General features: G+C 60.3%; 19 protein-coding genes. 15 read left to right on the top strand and 4 right to left on the bottom strand.

Translation table 11 applies throughout. The features are described from left to right. The first annotated feature begins 11 nt into the window (after positions 1–11). The 8 genes from AC07O2_RS11350 to AC07O2_RS11315 are packed head-to-tail and all read left to right on the top strand — an operon-like array spanning position 12 to position 10,371. Positions 12–1,292 carry a nucleotide sugar dehydrogenase gene (locus tag AC07O2_RS11350; protein WP_495075847.1) on the top strand — a complete coding sequence of 427 codons (1,281 nt, stop codon included), beginning with the start codon at positions 12–14 and terminating at the stop codon, positions 1,290–1,292. Next, the gene (locus AC07O2_RS11345; RefSeq protein WP_495075846.1) at positions 1,280–2,470 is read left to right on the top strand and encodes a TIGR03088 family PEP-CTERM/XrtA system glycosyltransferase; all 1,191 of its coding nucleotides are present in this window, start codon (positions 1,280–1,282) and stop codon (positions 2,468–2,470) included. Before AC07O2_RS11350 ends, AC07O2_RS11345 begins: the two co-directional genes overlap by 13 nt. Before the next feature lie 5 nt (positions 2,471–2,475). Beyond that, positions 2,476–4,410, top strand: coding sequence for an XrtA/PEP-CTERM system amidotransferase (locus tag AC07O2_RS11340; protein ID WP_495075845.1), 1,935 nt, complete (start codon positions 2,476–2,478; stop codon positions 4,408–4,410). Then, complete coding sequence (locus tag AC07O2_RS11335; RefSeq protein WP_495075844.1) at positions 4,407–5,624, top strand: TIGR04063 family PEP-CTERM/XrtA system glycosyltransferase; 1,218 nt, start codon at positions 4,407–4,409, stop codon at positions 5,622–5,624. The genes AC07O2_RS11340 and AC07O2_RS11335 overlap by 4 nt, the downstream gene beginning before the upstream one ends. Continuing rightward, positions 5,621–6,706: a glycosyltransferase family 4 protein gene (locus AC07O2_RS11330; protein WP_495075843.1), complete on the top strand. Its 1,086-nt coding sequence runs from the start codon at positions 5,621–5,623 to the stop codon at positions 6,704–6,706. Before AC07O2_RS11335 ends, AC07O2_RS11330 begins: the two co-directional genes overlap by 4 nt. Positions 6,707–6,733: 27 nt before the next feature. Further along, positions 6,734–8,080: a phenylacetate--CoA ligase family protein gene (locus tag AC07O2_RS11325; protein WP_495075842.1), complete on the top strand. Its 1,347-nt coding sequence runs from the start codon at positions 6,734–6,736 to the stop codon at positions 8,078–8,080. A gap of 17 nt (positions 8,081–8,097) precedes the next feature. Next, the gene (locus tag AC07O2_RS11320; protein ID WP_495075841.1) at positions 8,098–9,402 is read left to right on the top strand and encodes a putative O-glycosylation ligase, exosortase A system-associated; all 1,305 of its coding nucleotides are present in this window, start codon (positions 8,098–8,100) and stop codon (positions 9,400–9,402) included. 3 nt (positions 9,403–9,405) lie between these two features. Continuing rightward, positions 9,406–10,371, top strand: a complete 966-nt coding sequence (locus tag AC07O2_RS11315) for a polysaccharide deacetylase family protein (protein ID WP_495075840.1) — start codon at positions 9,406–9,408, stop codon at positions 10,369–10,371. Positions 10,372–10,390: 19 nt separating this feature from the next. Here the strand turns inward: AC07O2_RS11315 and AC07O2_RS11310 are convergent, their stop codons facing one another. Beyond that, entirely contained in the window at positions 10,391–11,290 is a 900-nt protein-coding gene (locus AC07O2_RS11310; RefSeq protein WP_495075839.1) for a DMT family transporter, read from the bottom strand. 63 nt (positions 11,291–11,353) lie between these two features. Here AC07O2_RS11310 and AC07O2_RS11305 point away from each other — a divergent pair, with 63 nt between their 5' ends. The 5 genes from AC07O2_RS11305 to AC07O2_RS11285 all read left to right on the top strand — a co-directional run bounded on the left by AC07O2_RS11305 (position 11,354) and on the right by AC07O2_RS11285 (position 16,609). Further along, on the top strand, positions 11,354–12,346 hold the full coding sequence (locus AC07O2_RS11305) for a quinone oxidoreductase family protein (protein WP_495075838.1): 993 nt from the start codon (positions 11,354–11,356) through the stop codon (positions 12,344–12,346). After that, positions 12,343–13,143, top strand: coding sequence for an NUDIX hydrolase (locus AC07O2_RS11300; RefSeq protein WP_495075837.1), 801 nt, complete (start codon positions 12,343–12,345; stop codon positions 13,141–13,143). Before AC07O2_RS11305 ends, AC07O2_RS11300 begins: the two co-directional genes overlap by 4 nt. A 149-nt stretch (positions 13,144–13,292) precedes the next feature. After that, positions 13,293–14,147 (top strand): DUF6502 family protein, encoded by an 855-nt coding sequence (locus AC07O2_RS11295; RefSeq protein WP_495075836.1) that lies wholly within the window; start codon positions 13,293–13,295, stop codon positions 14,145–14,147. Continuing rightward, the gene (locus AC07O2_RS11290; protein ID WP_495075835.1) at positions 14,140–15,690 is read left to right on the top strand and encodes a hypothetical protein; all 1,551 of its coding nucleotides are present in this window, start codon (positions 14,140–14,142) and stop codon (positions 15,688–15,690) included. Before AC07O2_RS11295 ends, AC07O2_RS11290 begins: the two co-directional genes overlap by 8 nt. Before the next feature lie 22 nt (positions 15,691–15,712). After that, positions 15,713–16,609 carry a dioxygenase family protein gene (locus tag AC07O2_RS11285; protein ID WP_495075834.1) on the top strand — a complete coding sequence of 299 codons (897 nt, stop codon included), beginning with the start codon at positions 15,713–15,715 and terminating at the stop codon, positions 16,607–16,609. An 87-nt stretch (positions 16,610–16,696) separates the two neighbouring features. Here AC07O2_RS11285 and AC07O2_RS11280 read toward each other — a convergent pair whose 3' ends face one another. Together AC07O2_RS11280 and radC are read right to left on the bottom strand one after the other, a co-directional pair. Further along, entirely contained in the window at positions 16,697–17,347 is a 651-nt protein-coding gene (locus tag AC07O2_RS11280) for a Smr/MutS family protein (protein ID WP_495075833.1), read from the bottom strand. After that, positions 17,347–18,042, bottom strand: coding sequence for a RadC family protein (gene radC, locus AC07O2_RS11275; RefSeq protein WP_495075832.1), 696 nt, complete (start codon positions 18,040–18,042; stop codon positions 17,347–17,349). Before radC ends, AC07O2_RS11280 begins: the two co-directional genes overlap by 1 nt. Positions 18,043–18,082: 40 nt before the next feature. Between radC and AC07O2_RS11270 the strand changes: the two genes are divergently transcribed. Then, on the top strand, positions 18,083–18,550 hold the full coding sequence (locus AC07O2_RS11270; RefSeq protein ID WP_495075831.1) for an FKBP-type peptidyl-prolyl cis-trans isomerase: 468 nt from the start codon (positions 18,083–18,085) through the stop codon (positions 18,548–18,550). Beyond that, complete coding sequence (gene ispH, locus AC07O2_RS11265; RefSeq protein ID WP_495075830.1) at positions 18,547–19,488, top strand: 4-hydroxy-3-methylbut-2-enyl diphosphate reductase; 942 nt, start codon at positions 18,547–18,549, stop codon at positions 19,486–19,488. Before AC07O2_RS11270 ends, ispH begins: the two co-directional genes overlap by 4 nt. 212 nt (positions 19,489–19,700) lie before the next feature. Here ispH and AC07O2_RS11260 read toward each other — a convergent pair. Beyond that, the coding region (locus AC07O2_RS11260) for a transposase (protein ID WP_495075829.1) at positions 19,701–20,153 on the bottom strand (453 nt) is incomplete at its 5' end.

Here is a 20,153-nt window from a genome sequence, read left to right as displayed (position 1 = left end):
TGGAGTGATTTATGAGTGTTGTTGCTGTAATTGGTTTGGGTTATGTCGGGCTCCCATTAGTCATTGAGTTCGGTAAGCATTTCCGAACGATTGGATTTGATATATCTTTACCTAAAGTGGAGTCTTGCAATCGCGGTATAGATCCTTCTCGGGAACTGTCTGATGAGGAAATGCGAGCATCTCCTCATGCGGTATATACCGCCGATCCTAAAATGTTAGGTGAGGCCGATATTATTGTTGTTGCAGTGCCTACACCTGTTGATGACGCGCATATACCGGATTTCAAGCCATTAATTGGTTCCAGTACTAGTGTTGGCCGAAACATGAAAAAAGGTGCGATCGTTGTATACGAATCGACCGTTTATCCCGGTGCAACAGAGGAGGTTTGCATTCCTGTGCTTGAGCGCGAATCGGGAATGAAGTGGAAGCAAGATTTTTTTGTGGGTTATTCACCTGAACGAATTAACCCCGGTGACAAAGAGCATACGCTGACTAAGATTTTAAAAGTGGTATCTGGCGACGGACCCGAAACCCTTGAAAAAGTTGCTCGGCTGTACGAAACTATTATTGTGCCTGGTGTGCATCGTGCATCGTCTATTAAGGCTGCCGAGGCGGCGAAAGTTATTGAAAATACACAGAGAGATTTGAATATTGCACTGATGAATGAGTTGGCTATTATTTTTGACAAAATAGGCATCGATACTTCGGAGGTTTTGGCTGCCGCTGGTACCAAGTGGAATTTTCTAAAATTTAGTCCCGGGTTAGTGGGTGGGCATTGTATTGGTGTGGATCCCTATTATTTAACCCATAAGGCCGCCATGTTGGGGTACCAGCCCGAAGTTATTTTGGCCGGTCGTCGTATCAATGACAGTATGGGGAAATTCATTGCTGAGCAAACAATCAAAAATATGATTGCTTCTGGTAGTTATATTAAGGGTGCTAAAGTTAATATTTTGGGTTTGACATTTAAAGAAAATTGTGGTGATTTGCGAAACTCTAAGGTGATCGATATTATTAGAGAGTTGCGTTCCTACGGTGTTGAAATATTTGTTACAGATCCTCAAGCCGATGTAGAGGAGGCTGTGCATGAATATGGTGTGCATTTGTCCAAGTGGGATGATTTGCCACGGGCTGATGCTATTGTTGCGGCAGTTGCACACAAAGAGTATGCAGCGCTTTCTGTCGAGGATTTCTCCAAAAAACTTGTTAAGGGTGGAGCCTTTATCGACGTTAAGGCGGCCTTTGATGGTGATGCTATACAGGCTGCCGGTTATAAGTTGTGGCGTCTATAGTTGATTCACGTCCAGTTGTGGTACATGTAATGTACCGTTTTGATACAGGTGGCCTAGAGAATGGCGTTGTTAATTTGATTAATAAAATGCCTGTATCGGTTTATCGCCATGTTATCTTGGCTTTAACGGACGTTACCGATTTTCGCCACCGTATTGTGCAATCTGATGTGGAATTTATTGCCTTGCATAAAACGCCAGGGCATGCGATTTGGTTGTATCCACGTTTATTCAAATTGTTTCGAGCCTTACGCCCGGCGATTGTTCACACTCGGAACTTGGCAGCCCTTGAAGTGGTAGTCCCGGCATTTTTTGCAGGCGTGCGTGTTCGTGTTCATGGTGAGCATGGTCGTGATCAAGAGGATTTAGCGGGCTTGAGTAAGAAGCACCAATGGATTCGGCGAATTTACAGTCCATTCGTTTCTCACTACTTGGCACTTTCTCGTGATTTGGCTGCCTATCTAATAGATAGAGTCAAAATCTCTGGCTCGCGTGTCACGCAGGTATACAACGGCGTTGATTCTGGCAAGTTTCGTCCTTTTGAGACGAATTCGGATTCTTTACCTGTTGATTTTCCATTTCGGCAGCCACGTGAATGGATTGTGGGTACTGTCGGGCGTATGCAGGTGGTAAAGGATCAGCTTAATTTGGCCAGAGCGTTTGTTCGAACGATTGAAATCGCTCCAGAGTTGAGAGCACGTTTGCGACTGGTTATGGTGGGGGACGGGCCGTTGCGCGCGCAGTGTCAAGATGTCTTGGATGCTGCCGGCTTATCCGATATTGCTTGGCTGCCTGGCGAGCGCCAGGACATTGCGGAGTTGATGCGCAGCCTGGATTGTTTTGTATTGCCTTCGCTAGCCGAGGGTATTTCCAACACAATCTTGGAGGCGATGGCGAGCGGTTTGCCTGTGATTGCGACGGAGGTGGGCGGGAATGCTGACTTGGTTGTGCAAGGGGAAACCGGTTTGCTCGTGCCTTCTGGTGATTCAGAGGCGCTGGCGCGCAGTATGGTGCAGCTTGCTACGGCACCTATATTGGGCAAGAGTATGGGGCAAGCAGGGCGCCGGCTTGCCGAAGAAAAATTTAGCATGGCTGCCATGGTTGCGACCTACCAAGGCTTGTACGATCGCCTCCTGGGTGCGGCAAGGGTTGCTGTCCAAACACCTCTCAATACAAAATAAATACCATGTGCGGAATCGTTGGCATTTTTGATACCCGTGGCAGCCGAGATATCAACCGCGCGGTGCTTCACCGTATGAATGAATCGCAACACCATCGCGGACCGGTGGAGGGTGATCTTTATCTGGAACCCGGCTTGGGTCTTGGGCACAGGCGTCTGTCGATTATTGACTTGGCTACGGGTCAGCAGCCCCTCTTCAACGAAGACGGTTCTGTTGTGGTGGTCTTCAACGGCGAGATATACAACTACCAGCAGCTTATTCCCGAGCTTCAGGCCCTGGGCCATGTATTTCGTACGCGTAGCGATACCGAGGTGATTGTTCATGCCTGGGAGGCTTGGGGCAAAGATTGCGTCAAGCGCTTCCGCGGTATGTTTGCGTTTGCTTTGTGGGATCGTAACCAGCAGACATTTTTCATGGCGCGGGATCGTTTGGCGGTCAAGCCCCTGTATTACGCCCATTTGGACGACGGCACATTGCTGTTTGGCTCCGAGCTCAAGTCATTGTTGGCCCATGGTGGTCTCAAGCGCGATATGGATCCGCTGGCCGTAGAAGAGTATTTTGCTTTAGGCTATGTTGCCGAGCCGCGGACCATTTTCCGTCAGGCAAAAAAGCTTTCACCAGCGCATACGTTGACTTTGCGCAGAGGGCAAGCTTTGGCAGAACCCGAGCAGTACTGGGACGTGCGTTTTAGTCTGGATAGCAAGATCAGTGTGGAAGAGGCTTGTGCGGAGCTGGATGTCCGGCTGAAAGAGTCTGTGCGTTTGCGGATGATTGCCGAGGTTCCGCTGGGTGCATTCTTGTCGGGGGGCGTGGACTCTAGCGCCGTGGTAGCGGAGATGGCTGATTTGTCTGCCGAGCCAGTCAACACCTGCTCCATCGCTTTTGATGATCCAGCTTTCAATGAGTCAGCGTTTGCGCAAACCGTGGCAGACCGATACCGGACCAACCATCGTGTAGAGACGGTGAAGAGCGACGATTTCGATCTGATTGATACCTTGGCCAGTCTATACGACGAACCATTTGCAGATAGCTCGGCTATTCCCACCTACCGTGTATGCGAGTTGGCGCGTAAGCATGTGACGGTGGCGTTGTCGGGGGACGGGGGGGACGAGACTTTTGGTGGTTACCGGCGTTACCGTTTGCACTTGATGGAGGAAAAGATGCGCGCCTCCATGCCGCAGGCGTTGCGTCAACCCTTGTTCAAAACATTAGGGCGCTTGTATCCCAAGGCGGATTGGGCGCCTCGCATCTTCAGGGCCAAAACTACGTTTGAAGGCCTTTCTCGCAGTTCGGTAGAGGCTTATTTCCATTCAGTCTCGATACTGCGTGACCCTATGCGTGAGCAACTGTTCAGTAAGCGCTTCAAGAGTGAGCTTGCGGGTTACAACGCCCAAGAGGTGTTTGATCACCACGCTGCAAAGGCGAACACCGACGATCCTCTTGCCTTGATCCAGTATTTGGATTTGAAAACCTATTTGGTGGGTGACATCAACACCAAGGTGGATCGTGCAAGCATGGCCCATTCGCTGGAGGTGCGCGAACCCTTGCTGGACCATGAACTGGTTGAGTGGATGGCAACTTTGCCCTCTTCTCTCAAGATCAAAGGGCAAGAGGGTAAGTACTTGCTTAAAAAGGCGATGGAGCCGCGTTTGTCGGACGATATTTTGTACCGTCCCAAGATGGGTTTCTCCGTGCCCTTGGCCCGTTGGTTCCGGGGGCCTTTGCGCCAGCGCGTTCGTGATGCGGTGCTGGGGCCTCGCTTGGCGGAGACTGGTTGGTTTAACCGGGAATATCTGGAGCATCTGGTCAATGCACATGATTCTGGAGCCCGTGATTACAGTGCCCCTTTGTGGACGCTGTTGATGTTTGAGGCTTTTTTGCGCAATGTGATGCAGAGTGATATTGCGCTGCCTGCGCAGGCTGAAGGCGTGGCAGTATGACGCGCGTATTGCATGTACTGGACCACTCCATCCCTCTGCACAGCGGCTATACCTTTCGAACTCTGTCCATTTTGCGGGAGCAGCGCAAACTAGGCTGGGAAACCTTCCATCTCACCACCCCGAAGCACACTGCCGAAAGTGGCTTGGAGGAGACGGTGGATGGCTGGCATTTTTATCGGACGCCCACACCGGAATCCAGTGTCATGCGTTTGCCTGGCTTGGGTGAGTTGGCATTGATGCGCCATGTAGAGCGCCGTTTGCAAGAGGTTGCCGAGCAGGTGCGGCCGGATATCTTGCATGCCCATTCTCCTGTTCTGAATGCCTTGCCGGCACTGCGGGTGGGTAAGCGCTTGGGGATTCCAGTGGTGTATGAGGTACGTGCCTTCTGGGAGGATGCTGCCGTGGACCACGGTACTACGGAAGAGGGCAGTTTGCGCTATCGCTTCACGCGCAGCTTGGAAACCCGGGCGCTCAAGCAGGCGAACCATGTCTTCACCATCTGCGAAGGACTGCGGTCTGACATTGTGGCGCGGGGCATTGCGGCCAATAAAGTAACCGTCATTCCAAATGCGGTCGATATCGACGCCTTTGACGTGGGCGGCGTTCCTGATGATGCCTTGAAGGCCAAGCTGGGTCTTGCGGGTTGCACCATCGTGGGTTTCATTGGCTCTTTCTACGCCTATGAGGGGCTGGATGTTTTGCTGTCGGCTTTGCCTGCAATTCTGGAGAAAATGCCCCAGGTTCGCGTGCTGCTAGTGGGTGGTGGTCCGCAGGATGCGGCCTTGAAAGCCCAGGCCCAGGCACTTGGTTTGCAAGACAAGATCGTATTTACCGGTCGCGTGCCGCACACTGAAGTACAGCGCTATTACGACCTTGTGGATGTGCTGGCCTATCCGCGCCATTCCATGCGCTTGACCGAGCTGGTAACGCCTCTCAAGCCTTTGGAGGCCATGGCGCAGGGACGTTTGCTGGTCGCATCCGACGTGGGGGGGCATAAGGAGCTTATCCGCCATGGTGTCACGGGCGTTCTGTTCAAAGCCGGCAGCGTTGAATCATTGGCCGAAGCTATCGTCAAGTTGTTGCAAGAGCCCGAGCGTTGGGCGCAACTGCGTGCTGCTGGCCGCAAGTTTGTCGAGACTGAGCGCAACTGGACCAAGAGCATTGCGAATTATTCTGGCCCCTATGCTGCGCTAACAGATCGCGTGGCTGGATGAGCTTTGCTGGCATTCGTGTGGGGCTGGTGGGACCATTACCGCCGCCCGCTGGCGGCATGGCCAACCAAACCCGGCAATTGGCTGAATTGCTGCGTTCGGATCAAGCCGAGGTGACCTTGGTCCAAACCAATGCCCCGTACCGTCCAGCGTGGGCAGCAGGTTTGCCTGGGGCCCGCGCGCTGTTTCGGTTGATTCCGTATATTGGGGCTTTGTGGCGTGCGGCGGGTCGTAGCGATGTGTTGCATATCATGGCAAATTCAGGTTGGTCCTGGCATTTGTTTGCGGCTCCCGCGATCTTGGTGGGGCGCCTGCGTGGTGTGCCGGTGGTGGTGAACTACCGGGGCGGTGAAGCAGCGGAGTTTCTGAAAAACGCACAGTTCATGGTTCGCACCTCCATGGCCGCTACTGCGCTGCTGCTCGTACCCTCGGCTTTTCTGCAAGAAATATTTGCCCGCTTTCACATGCCATCTACGATCGTGCCTAACATCATTGATTTGGCACGCTTTCACTCGCGAGGCCCTCGCGTGGGAGCCTCGGCGCACCTGGTGGTAGCCCGAAATTTGGAAGCCTTGTATGACAACGCTACCGCGATACGCGCATTTCATAGCGTTCGCTCGCATTTGCCTGCAGCACGCCTGACTATTGCCGGGAGTGGGCCACAGGAAGCCGAACTGCGGCAACTCGTGACCGATTTGGGCCTGGATGATGCTGTGTATTTCACGGGGCGTTTAGACCGTGATGCCATGGCTGCCTTGTACCGCGAGGCCGATATCATGTTGAATCCCAGTCTTGCGGATAACATGCCGAATTCCCTGTTGGAGGCGATGGCTAGTGGTGTGCCTGTGGTCAGTACGCGCGTGGGCGGAGTCCCCTACATGGTGGAGGACGGGGAAACGGCGCTGCTGGTACCCGCCGGAGATGCCGACGCAATGGCACAGGCCTGTTTGCGCTTGCTGCAAGAGGCGCCCTTGTGGGAACGCCTGCATGTCGCTGGTCTGGCTAGGGTGCAGCGCTATACCTGGAGCCAGGTCGGCCCTCTGCTGGCGGCCCAGTACAAGAGTGCCATAAGCGCTTCCCGCTAATTTTTGTTGCCTGGCAATATTCAAAAAATGGATCTGTACACAAAGCTGATCTCCAACGTGCTTTTCCCGCTGCAAGAGCGGCTTAAAAAGCACACCACCGTTGCCGTGCACCGCCATATGGAAGCTGCCCAATGGTGGTCTTCTGCACAGCTGGCGGATTACCAGGTGCAGAGATTGCGTGCGTTCTTGGCCGAGGTTGCAGTCAACGTGCCTTACTACCGTGACTTGTTTGCGGCGACCGGGTTTGATCCGGCTAAGGTTTCGTCCGTCAAAGACCTTGCCGGATTACCGTTCCTTACCAAAGCCAGCATCAAGGCCAACACCGATGCGCTCAGACATGTGGATGCCCAGGGCTTGACCCGTTTCAATACCGGAGGCTCGTCAGGTGAGCCTTTGGTGTTTTTCATTGGTACCAAGCGCGTAAGCCATGATGTAGCCGCCAAGTGGCGAGCGACCCGTTGGTGGGGCGTGGATATTGGCGATCCAGAAATCGTGGTGTGGGGTTCGCCGATTGAGCTGGGCACGCAGGACCGCGTGAAGCTGGTGCGCGATACCTTGATGCGGACCCAGTTGCTGCCCGCATTTGAGATGTCGGAGAGCAAGCTTGACGGCTTCATTGCGACCATTCGAAGCACGCGGCCCAAAATGCTGTTTGGTTACCCGTCGGCGCTGACCTTGATTGCCCGCCATGCGCAAAAGCGCGGTATCGCCATGGATGACTTGGGCATTAAGGTGGCATTCGTGACCTCGGAGCGTTTGTACGATGACCAACGCGCCACCATCAGCCAGACTTTTGCCTGCCCCGTGGCGAACGGCTATGGTGGTCGGGATGCGGGTTTCATTGCCCATGAATGCCCGGCTGGCGGCATGCACATCACGACCGAAGATCTGGTGGTGGAAATCATCAACGAAGCTGGTGAGGTGCAGCCACCCGGCGTGGCAGGTGAAATCGTGGTGACCCATTTGGCGACCCAGGACTTCCCGTTCATACGCTATCGCACGGGTGACATCGGCGTGCTCGACACCGCCACTTGCAGCTGTGGCCGCGGTCTGCCTTTGTTGAAAGAGATCCAGGGGCGCAGCACCGACTTCGTGATTGCCGCTGACGGCACTGTGATGCATGGCCTTTCGCTGATCTATATTTTGCGCGACCTCGCGGGCGTCCAGTCGTTCAAGGTGGTGCAGGAGTCGCGCGAAAAAACCCGGGTACTGCTGGTGGCTGGGCCAGGTTTTCTGCCGGGTGCTCCGGCGCAGATCGTTGATGGTTTCAAGCGCCGCCTAGGAGCAGGGGTGGAGGTGCAGGTAGACCTGGTGGACGCCATCCCCGCTGAAAAATCCGGCAAATTCCGCTATATCGTGAGCCACGCCGCTTAAGGCCACAGGAGACCAGCATGCGTGACATATTGATTGTGGGTCTGGTGCTGCTGGGCGCCATCGCGGCTGTGCGCCAGGCATGGATAGGCGTGATGTTGTGGACATGGCTGAGCATCATGAATCCGCACCGCTACACCTATGGTTTTGCCTACGATGCGCCGGTCGCCATGGTGGCTTTTTGCGCTACGGTGTTGGGCCTGCTGGTGACGCGGGATCGGGCTTCGCCATTCAAGGCGCCGGTCGTGGTGGTGTTCTTGTTGTTCATGGTCTGGATATCTCTCTCGACCGTGCTGGGCCTGGACCCATCAGGCGACTATTGGCAATGGAACAAGGTCATGAAGGTGGACCTGATGATCCTAGTCGCGCTGGTTCTGCTGCATAGCAAGAAGCATATTCTGGCCCTGGCCTGGGTGTGCGCGGGCTCGCTGGCCCTGTTGGGCGCCAAGGGTGGCTTGTTCACCTTGCTGACAGGGGGCAACTTTCGGGTGTGGGGGCCACCGGGCTCCTTCATCGAAGACAACAATGAGTTCGCTCTGTCCCTGGTGATGGCCATCCCGTTGCTGCGCTTTTTGCAGCTGCAGCTCAATTCGCGCTGGGGCCGCCATGCCATGACGGGCATGTCATTGCTGTGCGCCGTGGCGGCCGTCGGCAGCTATTCGCGGGGGGCCTTGTTGGCCATCAGTGCCATGGCTGCATTCATGTGGTGGAACGGCAAGAACAAACTCGTGGTGGGCATGGTGCTGGGGCTGGCAGCGCCCTTGTTGATTGCCTTCATGCCCAGCGAATGGATGGGCCGCATGTCCACCATTGGCGAATACGAGCAGGATGAATCTTCCATGGGCCGCATCTCTGCCTGGTGGAATGCCTGGAACATCGCTTTCCACTATCCCACGGGGGTGGGTTTTGATGCGGCCCGGCCTGAGTTGTTTGCGCAGTATTCCCCTTACCCGGAGGCCGTCCATGCGGCCCACAGCATTTACTTTCAGGTGCTGGGCAACCACGGATTCGTCGGTCTGTTCATGTTCCTGACCATCTGGGTGATGACCTGGCGTGCGGCCGGCTGGCTGCGTACCCATTGCACCAAGATTCCCGAGGCGGCCTGGTGCGTGGACCTGGGTGCCATGTGCCAGGTCTGCTTGCTGGGTTATGCCGTGGGCGGGGCCTTCTTGAGCCTGGCCTATTTCGACCTGCCTTACAACGTGATGGTGCTGGTGGTGCTGACCCGGGTCTGGGTGCAAACCAAGGGCTGGCTGCGCGAGCCGGCCTATGTGCCGGGCTGGAAGAACATCCCCGGCATGGCCCGGCTGGTCAAACCCAAGTGATCCATGTTTAAAACGGTACTGAAACACCTTTCCCCCGCAGGTGAGCGGGGCCGCCTGTCGGTGCTGATCTTCCACCGTGTGCTGCCCGAGCCCGACCCGATCTTTCCGGGCGAGGTGGATGCCGTGGCCTTTGATGCCATCTGCCAATGGATGAAATCCTGGTGCAATGTGCTGCCGCTGGATGTGGCGGCCCAGCAGTTGCAAAGCCGCAGCCTGCCCGAGCGGGCCGTGGCCATCACCTTTGACGACGGCTATGCCGACAACCGCACCGTGGCCCAGCCCATCCTGGCGCGCCACGGCCTGCAGGCCACCTTCTTCATCGCCACCGACTTCCTGGATGGCGGCCGCATGTGGAACGACACCGTGATCGAATCCGTGCGCCTGTGTACCCAGGCACAGCTGGATTTGTCGTCCCTGGCCAAGCCTGACGGCAGTGGCTATCTAGGCCAGTACACCATAGGCAGCCCGTTGCAAAAGCGCGAGGCCATCCAGGCCATCATCGGCCAGATCAAATACCTGCCGCTGGCCCAGCGCAAGACCTTGACCGAGCAGATCGCTGCCTGCGCCGGGGTGCGTTCGCCCGACGACCTCATGATGACCTCGCAGCAGGTGCGTGAGTTGCGCCAGGCCGGCATGCAGATCGGCGCCCATACCCGCACCCACCCCATTCTGGCCAAGCTGGGCGCCGATGCCGCGCGCGCCGAGATCGGCGAGAGCCGGGCGTTTTTGCAGGACTTGCTGGGAGAGCGCGTGGGCCTGTTTGCCTATCCGAATGGCAAACCTGGCACCGACTACATCCCCGAGAGCGTGGACATCGTGCGTGAACTGGGCTTTGACGCCGCCGTGTCTACCACCTGGGGCGCGGCCCGTACGGGCACCGACCCGTTCCAGATTCCCCGTTTCACCCCCTGGGACCGCAGCAAGCTGCGCTTTGGCAGCCGCTTCGCCGGCAACCTCTGGAAGACCTGAGCGTCCTTTCTGCGATGGTTCAACGGCGCGACGACACCACGATACCGCCCACGATCAGCGCAAACGCCAGCCCGTGGTACAGATGCGGCCACTCGCCCAGAAAGGCTGCCGACAGCAGGGTCGCAAACAGCGGCGTGAGATTGATGAAGAAGCCGGCCACATTCGGCCCCACCCGCTGCAGCCCGGCGCCCCAGCAGCGGTAGGCCAACACCGCCGGACCCACCGCCACATAGGCCAAGGCGGCGGCCAGCGGCCAGCCCCATTGCACCGGGGCCGCGCCCACACCCCATTCCATTGCCGTCATGGCGCCCGACCACACCAGGCCGAAGCTGATCTGTGCCAGCAAAAACGCCGCCCAGTCGGCGCGTATGGCCGGTGGGTCTTTGGGCAGGCTGAGTTGCCAGCTGTAGAACGACCAGGACACGGTGGCCAGCAGCATGAAAATGTCGCCCGCCACCAGGCGCAGCGCTAGCAACTGCTGCCATTCGCCCCGGCACAGCACCAGCAGCACGCCGGCCAGCGACAGCAGCGCGCCCAGCACCTGCCTGCGTGTCACGCGGGCGCCAAAAAACAGGGCCCCGACGGCCAGCATGCACATGGGCAGGCTGGCGCCCACCAGGGTTACGTTGATGGGCGTGGAAGTCTGCAGCGCCATGTACTGCAGCGCGTTGTACAGGCCCACGCCCAGCAGACCCAGCAACGCAAACCGCCGCCAGTGTGGCCACAGCCCGCTGTCGCGCCGCAGCACCCAGCCGGCCATCGGCAGCAGAATGGCAAAGGCCAGCACCCAGCGGATGAAGTTCAGCGTGATGGGCGGCACCAAGGTATGCACCATGCGCCCCACGACGGCATTGCCGGCCCACAACAGCGGGGCCAGGGTCAGGAGAAGAGCGGTACGGAGCGTCAGGCCTTGTTGCATGGCGCGCACTGTACCTAAGCTTTCATGGCACCATGCGGCATACCCTTTGGAGGAATGTGTTTTATGTCTGTTAGCAGCCTGTCCGTACAAATCCGCCAGCATGGCGGCCCTGAACAACTGGAGCTGGTCACCATCCCGGTGGGCGAGCCCGGCCCCGGCCAGATCCGTATCCGCCACCACGCCATCGGCCTGAATTTCATCGACGTCTACCAGCGCAGCGGTTTGTACCCACAGAGCTTGCCGGTGCAGCTGGGCATGGAGGCCGCCGGTGTGGTCGAGGCCGTAGGGCAGGGCGTCACCCACCTGCAGGTAGGCGACCGCGCCGCCTACGCCAGCAACCCGCCCGGCAGCTACTGCGAGCGCCGCGTCATGCCGGCTACCTGCGTCTGCAAGCTGCCCGACGCCATCTCCTTCGAAACCGGCGCGGCCATGATGCTCAAGGGCTTGACGGCGCAGTACCTGCTGAAAAAGACCCAGCCCCAGGGCGGCCTGCAGCCGGGCGACTTCGTGCTGTTCCACGCTGCTGCCGGCGGGGTCGGCCTGATTGCGTGTCAGTGGGCCAAGGCGATGGGCCTGCAGCTCATCGGCACCGCAGGTTCCGCAGAAAAATGTGCGTTGGCGCTTGCCAATGGTGCGGCATATGCTATCAATTACGCAGCAGAAGACTTTGCGGCGCGGGTCAAGGAGATCACTGGCGGCCAAGGCGTCAAGGTGGTCTACGACTCGGTGGGCAAGGACACGTTTGATAAATCGCTGGACTGCCTGCGCCCCTTCGGCCTGCTGGCCTCGTTCGGCAATGCGTCCGGCCCGGTGGCGCCGTTTGCCCCCGGCATACTGGGCGCCAAGGGCTCGCTGTACCTGACCCGTGCCACGCTGTTCACCCACATGGCCACCCGCGAAAGCACCCAGGCCATGGCCGATGACTTGTTTGCCGTGGTGCAAAGCGGCCAGGTGCAGATCCACATCGGCCAGCGCTATCCCCTGGACCAGGTACAGCAAGCCCACCGCGACCTGGAGGCACGCAAGACCACCGGCTGCACCATCCTCACCTTATGAACTGGTTGAAGACCTTGCGCGCCGAGGCCGACCAGCCGCCCGCGCGGCCGCGCTGGCCCCTGTGGGCTGGTGCGGTACAGATCGGCTCGGTGGAGCCGGAGTTCATGGCAAAAATCGACCTGCAGCGCATACCCTACCTGCGCAAGGTGCTCCTGAAAATAGAGCAATACGGTCAGCTGGGTTGGCAGCTGCAGGGGGAGCCCACGCACAGCCTGGCACACCTGGCCCACGTGCTGCGCGAGGCCGGCCTGGCCCATGTCTGGCGCGACGAGCAACTTGCCGTGCCCGATGCCGATGGCCGTGTCGTGGCCACGGTGGAGCGCGGCGTGGTGCGCGCCCTGGGCATCACCACCTGCGCCGTGCACCTGGTGGGCGCCGCGCCGGACGGCCGGGTCTGGGTGCAGCAGCGTTCGGACAGCAAACCCAATGACCCCGGCCGCTGGGACACCCTGGTGGGCGGCATGGTGTCGGCGGCGGACTCCGTCCCCACCGCGCTGGAGCGCGAAACCTGGGAGGAGGCCGGCCTGCGACCGCCGCATATGCTGGACCTACGTCCTGGTGGTCGCCTCACCACCCGCCGCCCCAGCACCGACAGCGGTGGCGCCGGCTATGTGGTGGAGCACATCCATTGGTACGCCTGCAACCTGGCCGAGGGCGTGGCCCCGGCCAACCAGGACGGTGAGGTGCAAGGCTTCGCCCTGCTGCCCCCCACAGTGTTGGTCGAGCAACTGGCGCAAGGCCTGTTTACCGACGATGCGGCGCTGATACTGGCGAACTACCTGGGTTTGGACGCATGATGTCCAGTGTGTAAATACTCAGTCTTTTAGGCTGCTGGCGCAGATAGAATCTGCGCTGGTAGCTATGATATTCATAGTAAATACCGAGCCGGACCGCGGCAAGCGTGGTTTTTGTTGTTGTGGGTAAATTTCCCATTTACAATACAGCCATGTCAGAACTTCCACCACCCACGCCAGGCCAGCCCGTGCTGGAGCAGGTGCTCGCCATGCTGCAGCCGTTGGTAGTGTGGCTGCTGCGTTCCGGGGTCGGTTATACCGATCTGACCGCCGCGCTGAAGCCGGTGTTCCTGGAGGCTGCGCGCACCGAGCTGACACGCATAGGCGGCAAGCAGACAGACTCGGCGGTCAGCCTGCTGTCTGGCCTGCACCGCAAGGACGTGCGGGCCGCCGCGCATACCGAGCGCGCCGCCGATGTGCGCGCCCGCCTGGGCAAGCCCACGCCTGCCAGCCAGGTGATGACGCGCTGGCTGGCCTCCGACCTGCCCGACGTGCTGCCGTTTGCCGGTGCCCTGGCCTCGTTTGAAAGCCTGGCCCGTTCCGTATCCAAAGACATCCACCCGCGCTCCGTGCTGCTGGAGCTGGTGCGCCTGGATGTGGTCGAAGAATCTGATGGCCAAGTGTGCCTGCGGCGCCAGGCCTTTGTACCCAATACCTCGCTGGAAGAGGCGCGCCGCCTGCTGGCCGGCAGCGTGGCCGACCATATCGAAGCTGGCGTGCACAACCTCAGCGCGGGCGACGGCAAGACTTTTCTGGAGCAAAGCGTGTTTGCCGACGGGCTCAGCCCGCAGTCGGTACAGCAACTGGAGCAACTGGCCAACAGCCTGTGGCGCGACGTGCTGGCCGCCATGGTCAAGGCGGCTGTGCCTTTGTGCGAACAAGACGAACCCGCTGGCGGTAACCAGCGCATCCGGTTGGGCATGTTCTGCCTGACCGCACCCATGGCACCTGTGCCCCCCCCACCCCCGAAGAACAACAGCCCGCAGGACGCGCCCGACCATGGCTAAAGCAGATACCAGCATCCAGATGGATACAAACGACGGCGCCGCCCGCTTTGCTGGCGCTAGTCGGGAGTGGCAGGGTTGGCTGGCTGCCATTTTGGCCAGTCTGGCCGTCATGCTGCTGGCGCTGCTGCTGGAGAGCTGCGGCGGCGGCACGGTGGCCGGTGTGGGCAGCGGTGGCACCGGTGAGGCCGGCGGCACGGTCAGCGGCTTTGGCAGCGTGATCGTGGACGGCGTGGAATACAGCGACACCAGCGCCACCGTGCAGCGCCGCGACGCCAGCGGTGCCCTGGTCAATACCACGGCCGAGCTGGGCCAGCGGGTGCGGCTGCAATACCAGGGCAGCAACGCCGCGCTCAGCATCGAGGTGGTGTCGCAACTGCTGGGCAGTGTCACCACGGTGCCGGACAGCAATGGCCGCTTGCAGGTGCTGGGCCAGACCGTGCGCCTGGTCAGCACCAGCAGCGATGCGACTCGCAGCACCGCCACCGTGCTGGATGGCTACAGCGCGGCCAGCGACATCGCCGTGGGCGACGCGGTGGACGTGTACGGCTGCTGGGTTTGGGACGGCGGCAGCGCCAGCTATGTGCTGGTGGCGACCCGGCTGGCCAAGCAGTCCAGCACGCCCAGCGTGGTGCAGCTGGGCGGTGTGGTGCAAGCCCTGTCGGGCAATAGCTTCCGCCTGAACAGCGCCACCGGTACCCTGGTGCAGTCCAGCAGCCTGCCCGGCGGCTTGGCTAACGGCCAGGTGGTGCAGGTCTGGGCCAACGCTACGGATCTGGCCACCGTTCCGGTGCCGGCCGTCCGCGTGTTGCGCTCGGAAAGCAATGTGCTGGACCTGACCAGCGGCCAGTCACTGCGTCTGAGCGGCCTGGCCACAGAATACAACGCCAGCGCCCGTACTGTGGTGGTGCAAGGTGCCGTGGTGCACCTGCCCAGCGATGTGCCGGTGGATACGTCCGCGCTGGCCCAGGGGCAGTTTGTGAGTTTGGATGTAACGCGCGTGGGCGACACCCTGGTGGCCAGCGCGGCCAGTCTCCGCACGGGCTCGGGCGGCAATGACGACCAGGGCGCCGTCACCGTGCTGACGGGGGTGACCAGCGGCATTGACTGGACCCCCAGCACCGTGCAGTTCACCCTGCGCGGCGTGAGCGTGCAGGCTGCCGCGTCGGTGATAGACAACAACTGCCGCAGCGTAGCGCTGACCGCCCAGGTCACCGTGAACGTCGAAGGCCGGCTGCAGGCTCCCGGCCAGCCTGTGACCGCCACCAAAGTAACGTGCAGCACCTCGATCCCAGCGAATGCGGTGGTGGACACCCGCGGCCAGGTGCTCAGCGTGCAGACTGCCACCAGCAGCATGGTGCTGAGCACCATCCTGGGCAACGTCAACGCCACCTGGGACAGCAATACCTATTTCTCCCAAAGCCCCGCCACGCTGGTCGGCCTGCAGGTGGACGTGCAGGCCCTGTTGGCATCTGACGGCAAGACCCTGCAGCTGCGCTCGGTGCAGCTGGATGCACAGGCTCCACAGGCTCCACCAAATCCATAAGCACCACTACAGGAGAAAACCCATGCATGAAGAACACCTCCACGGTTTGGCCCAGGACTTGGCCATGCTCGACAATTTGCTGGCACAGCGCCGGCGGACCCTGCGCTGGCTAGGCGTGGGTAGTGTGGCGCCGCTGGGCGTGTTGGGCTTTTCTGGCTGCGGCGGTGGCGGGGGGGATTCCAGCAGTACGGCGTCGTCGGACAGCTCCAGCACCAGCTCCACGACTTCGACCACAACAACAACTACCACCACCACCACTAGCGGCAGCTGCACCAACACCGTCAGCGAAACCAATGGCCCGTACCCGGCAGACGGCACCAACACGCTCAGCGGCACCACGGTGAATGTGCTGACGCAGTCCGGCATCAACCGCAGCGACATCCGCTCCAGCTTTGGCAGCAGCACCACCACCGCGCCCGGCGTGCCGCTGACCATTACCTTGACGTTGAGCAATACCAATTCCAGCTGCGCCTCGCTGGCGGGCTATGCCATCTACATCTGGCACTGCAGCCGCGACGGCCTGTACTCGCTGTACTCCAGCGGCATCACCGGCGAGAACTATCTGCGCGGCCTGCAGGTGACGGACAGCAACGGCAGCGTGACCTTCACCAGCATCTTCCCCGGCTGCTATTCCGGGCGCATGCCGCACATCCATTTCGAGGTGTATTCCAGCCTGTCGGCGGCCATCACCAACCCGGCGGGCGACCAGGTGTTGACCTCGCAGATCGCGCTTCCAACCGCCATCTGCACCACGGTGTATGCCTCCACCGGTTATTCCAGCAGCGCGAGCAATCTGGCTGGCTTCAGCTTTGCCAGCGACAACGTGTTCAGCGACGGCACCTCCACCGAAATGGCCACCGTGACCGGCAGCGTCAGCGCCGGCTACGCGGCCTCGCTGGCAGTGGGTATTTCGGTCTGAGCTTGCTATGGTTTAAATAGCCGCTGGCGCAGGTAAATTCTGCGCTGGCGGCTTGTTTTTTATAAATCGCAGATTGCAAATAGGTTCTTAGGCCGGGCCAATACGGCTGGGCTGCAGCAGCACCACCAGCGCGCCGGCGCCGCCTTCCATCGGCCGGGCCTGCACAAAGGCCAGCACTTCGTTCTTCTGCACCAGCCAGTTGCGCACCTTGGCCTTCAGCACCGGTGTTTTGCCCGGCGAGCTCAATCCTTTGCCGTGCACCACGCGCACGCAGCGTATGCCCTGTTTGTAGGCCTCGCGGATGAAGCCGCTGAGGGTGTCGCGCGCTTCGTCGCTGCGCAGGCCGTGCAGGTCCAGCTGGCGCTGGATGGCCCACTCACCCTTGCGCAGGCGCTGCAGCACGTCGATGCCGATGCCGGGGCGGCGGTAGCTCAGCGTGTCGTCGGTTTCCAGCAGGTTGCTGGCATCAAAACCGTCGCTGATGGCCTCCACCAGCACCGCTTGCTCGTCGCGCTGCAGCTGGATTGCCAGCGGCGGCGGTTGCTCTTTTTTCAATAGCGCCTTGCGCTGTTCCGGCAAGCGATGTACCGCACCTGCGGCATTCACAAACAGATTCTTCTGGGCGGCTTTGCGGCGCTGGGCCTCCAGCTCGGCAGCCTTTTGCGCGGCTTGCAGCGCGGCCGCGTCGGCAATGGCTTTCTGGATCTTCTTCAGGTCTTGTAGTGAACTGATCTTCATCACAACAGTCCTTTTTCGGCCATGGACAGGGCCTCGCCCGGCGCCACAATGATGTGGTCCAGCACCCGCACGTCCACCAGGGCCAGTGCGGCGCGCAAAGTCTGCGTCAGCGCCTCGTCGGCGCGCGAGGGCTGGACCGAGCCGCTGGGGTGGTTGTGCGCCAGCACCACGGCGGCGGCCTGGTGGTGCAGGGCGCGGACCACCACTTCGCGCGGATAGACACTGGTCTGTGTCAGCGTGCCACGGAACAGCTCCTCCAGCGCCAGCAGGCGGTTTTGCGCGTCCAGAAACAGCACGGCAAACACCTCGTGCCCCTTGGCCGCCAGGTGTAGCTGCAGATAGTGCTTGACTGCGCCCGGATCGCTGAAGGCTGGCCGCTCCTGCAGCCGCTGGGCCATGGCACGCCGCGCCAGCTCCAGCACGGCGCTGATTTCGGCGCGTTTGGCCGGCCCGAGGCCCTTGACGCGCTTCAGGTCGTCAGTGGTTGCGTTCAGCAGGCCTGCAATGCCGCCAAAACCCATGCTGCCTGGGCTGGCAATTTGCAGCAGCTCGTGCGCCATCTGCAAAACCCCCTTGCCCTGGATGCCGGTGCGCAGCAGCAGGGCCAGCAGTTCCACGTCGCTCAAGGCGGCAGGGCCGCGCGCCAAAAGCTTTTCGCGCGGACGGGCATCGGGGGGGAGGTCTTTGAGCGGCATGGCGGACTTTTACAATAGAGCCCAGTTTACCGAGACTCCTATGCCCTCTACTTCTCTGCCCGTGGTTCAGCCCGGTTCCTTTTTGACCCTGCATTACCGCCTGAGCGGCCCCACGGGCGACATCATCAACACCTTCAACGACAAGCCCGCCACACTGTCTCTCGGCACGGGCGAGCTGTCGCCCGCCGTGGAGCAGCGCCTGCTGGGCCTGCCGGAAGGCACGCGCACCTCGTTCGATATTCCCGCCGGTGAAGCCTTTGGCGACCGCCAGCCCGATATGCAGCAGTGGGTGGCCCGCAAGCTGCTGAACCAGCTGGGCGACCCGCTGGAGCAGTACCACGTGGGTGATGTGGTGCAGTTCCCCACACCGGACGGCCAGGGCAGCTACGCTGGTGCCGTGCAGCAGGTGGGCAATGCCGACAGCCCGGACGCCGTGCTGTTCGACTTCAACCACCCGCTGGCCGGCCAGCCCGTGACCTTCGAAGTACAACTGATTGGTGTGCTATGAGTTCCGCAGAAGAAATCATCCTGGCCGAACCGCGTGGATTTTGCGCGGGTGTGGACCGCGCCATCGAGATCGTGGACCGCGCGCTGGCCAAGTTCGGCAGCCCCATCTACGTGCGCCACGAGATCGTGCACAACACCTATGTGGTGAACGACCTGAAGTCGCGCGGCGCCATCTTCATCGAAGAGCTGGACGACGTGCCGCCCGGCGCCACCCTGGTGTTCTCGGCCCACGGCGTGAGCCAGGCCGTGCAGCGCGAGGCCAAGGCTCGTGGCTTCCAGATTTTTGACGCCACCTGCCCGCTTGTGACCAAGGTGCACGTCGAGGTGGCCAAGCTGGCCAAAGAGGGCTATGAATTCATCATGATCGGCCACAAGGGCCACCCCGAGGTCGAAGGCACGATGGGCCAGCTCGACAGCGGCATCCATCTGGTGGAAGACGTGGCCGACGTGGCGAATGTCCAGCCCAGCCAGACCACCAAGTTAGCGGTCGTCACGCAGACCACCCTGAGCGTGGACGACGCGGCTGAGATCTCCGCCGCCGTGAAGGCCCGCTTCCCGCTGATTCGCGAGCCCAAGCAGCAAGACATCTGCTACGCCACGCAGAACCGCCAAGACGCCATCAAGATCATGAGCCCGCAGGTGGACATCGTGATCGTGGTCGGTAGCCCCACCAGTTCCAACAGCAACCGCCTGCGCGAGCTGGCCGAGAAGCTGGGCACACCCGCCTACATGGTGGACAGCGCCGAAGAGCTGCAATCCGCCTGGTTCGAAGGCAAGGCTCGTGTCGGCCTGACTGCCGGCGCTTCTGCCCCCGAGGTGCTGGTGCAGCAGGTCATCGACCGCATCCGCGCGCTGGGGGCGGTGGCGGTGCGCAAGATGGAGGGGATTGAAGAGACGGTGAAGTTTCCGCTGCCTAAGGGGTTGCGGATGGAGGGGTGAGGCGGATGGGCACCTCTATCTATTAGGGGGGGTTATCGGCCGAGGCTGTGTGAAAACAGCTAAACAATCGCTCTCGCGATTCGGCCCAGACATCGTAAACCCGGTTTCTTTCTCACAATCCCACAAAGCGCGCCAAGTGCGTCTGGTGCACCTGGTGTGGCTTGCAGGGGCCAAGAATCGCGTTTTTGATGGCGTATAAAGCCCGCAAGGCCTCATGCCCCCGCTAGCTTCATCGCCTTCATCATTCCTTCCATGCCCAGGATGCTCAGCACCCGCTTGAAGTTATAAGCCACCACATGCAGGCTCATCTCTGTGCTCACATGCTTGATGGTCCTCGTCAGGAAGTGCGTCCAGCCCATCCAGTGCTTCAGTGTGCCGAAGACATGTTCCACTGTGCTCCGGCGTAGTGTCATCGCGTCGGGGTTGCGGTCCAATCGCTGCTGCATTCGTTCCAAGACGTCTTCGTGTTCCCAGCGGCGTACTCGGCGAAAGCTGCTGGTGGTGCATTGCTCTTTGAGCGGGCAGTTGGGACAGGCGCTCGGCCAGTACAGATGGACATTGAGTGCCTTCTCGACACTGGTGAAGCGGTAGATCGCCTGTTCACCCGCTGGGCAACGGTACGCGTCCTGCTTGGCGATGTAGACGAAGTCTGTTTTATCAAAACG

This window comes from Rhodoferax sp. GW821-FHT10B06, from assembly GCF_059415605.1.
This window is presented reverse-complemented; position numbering and strand designations above follow the sequence as displayed.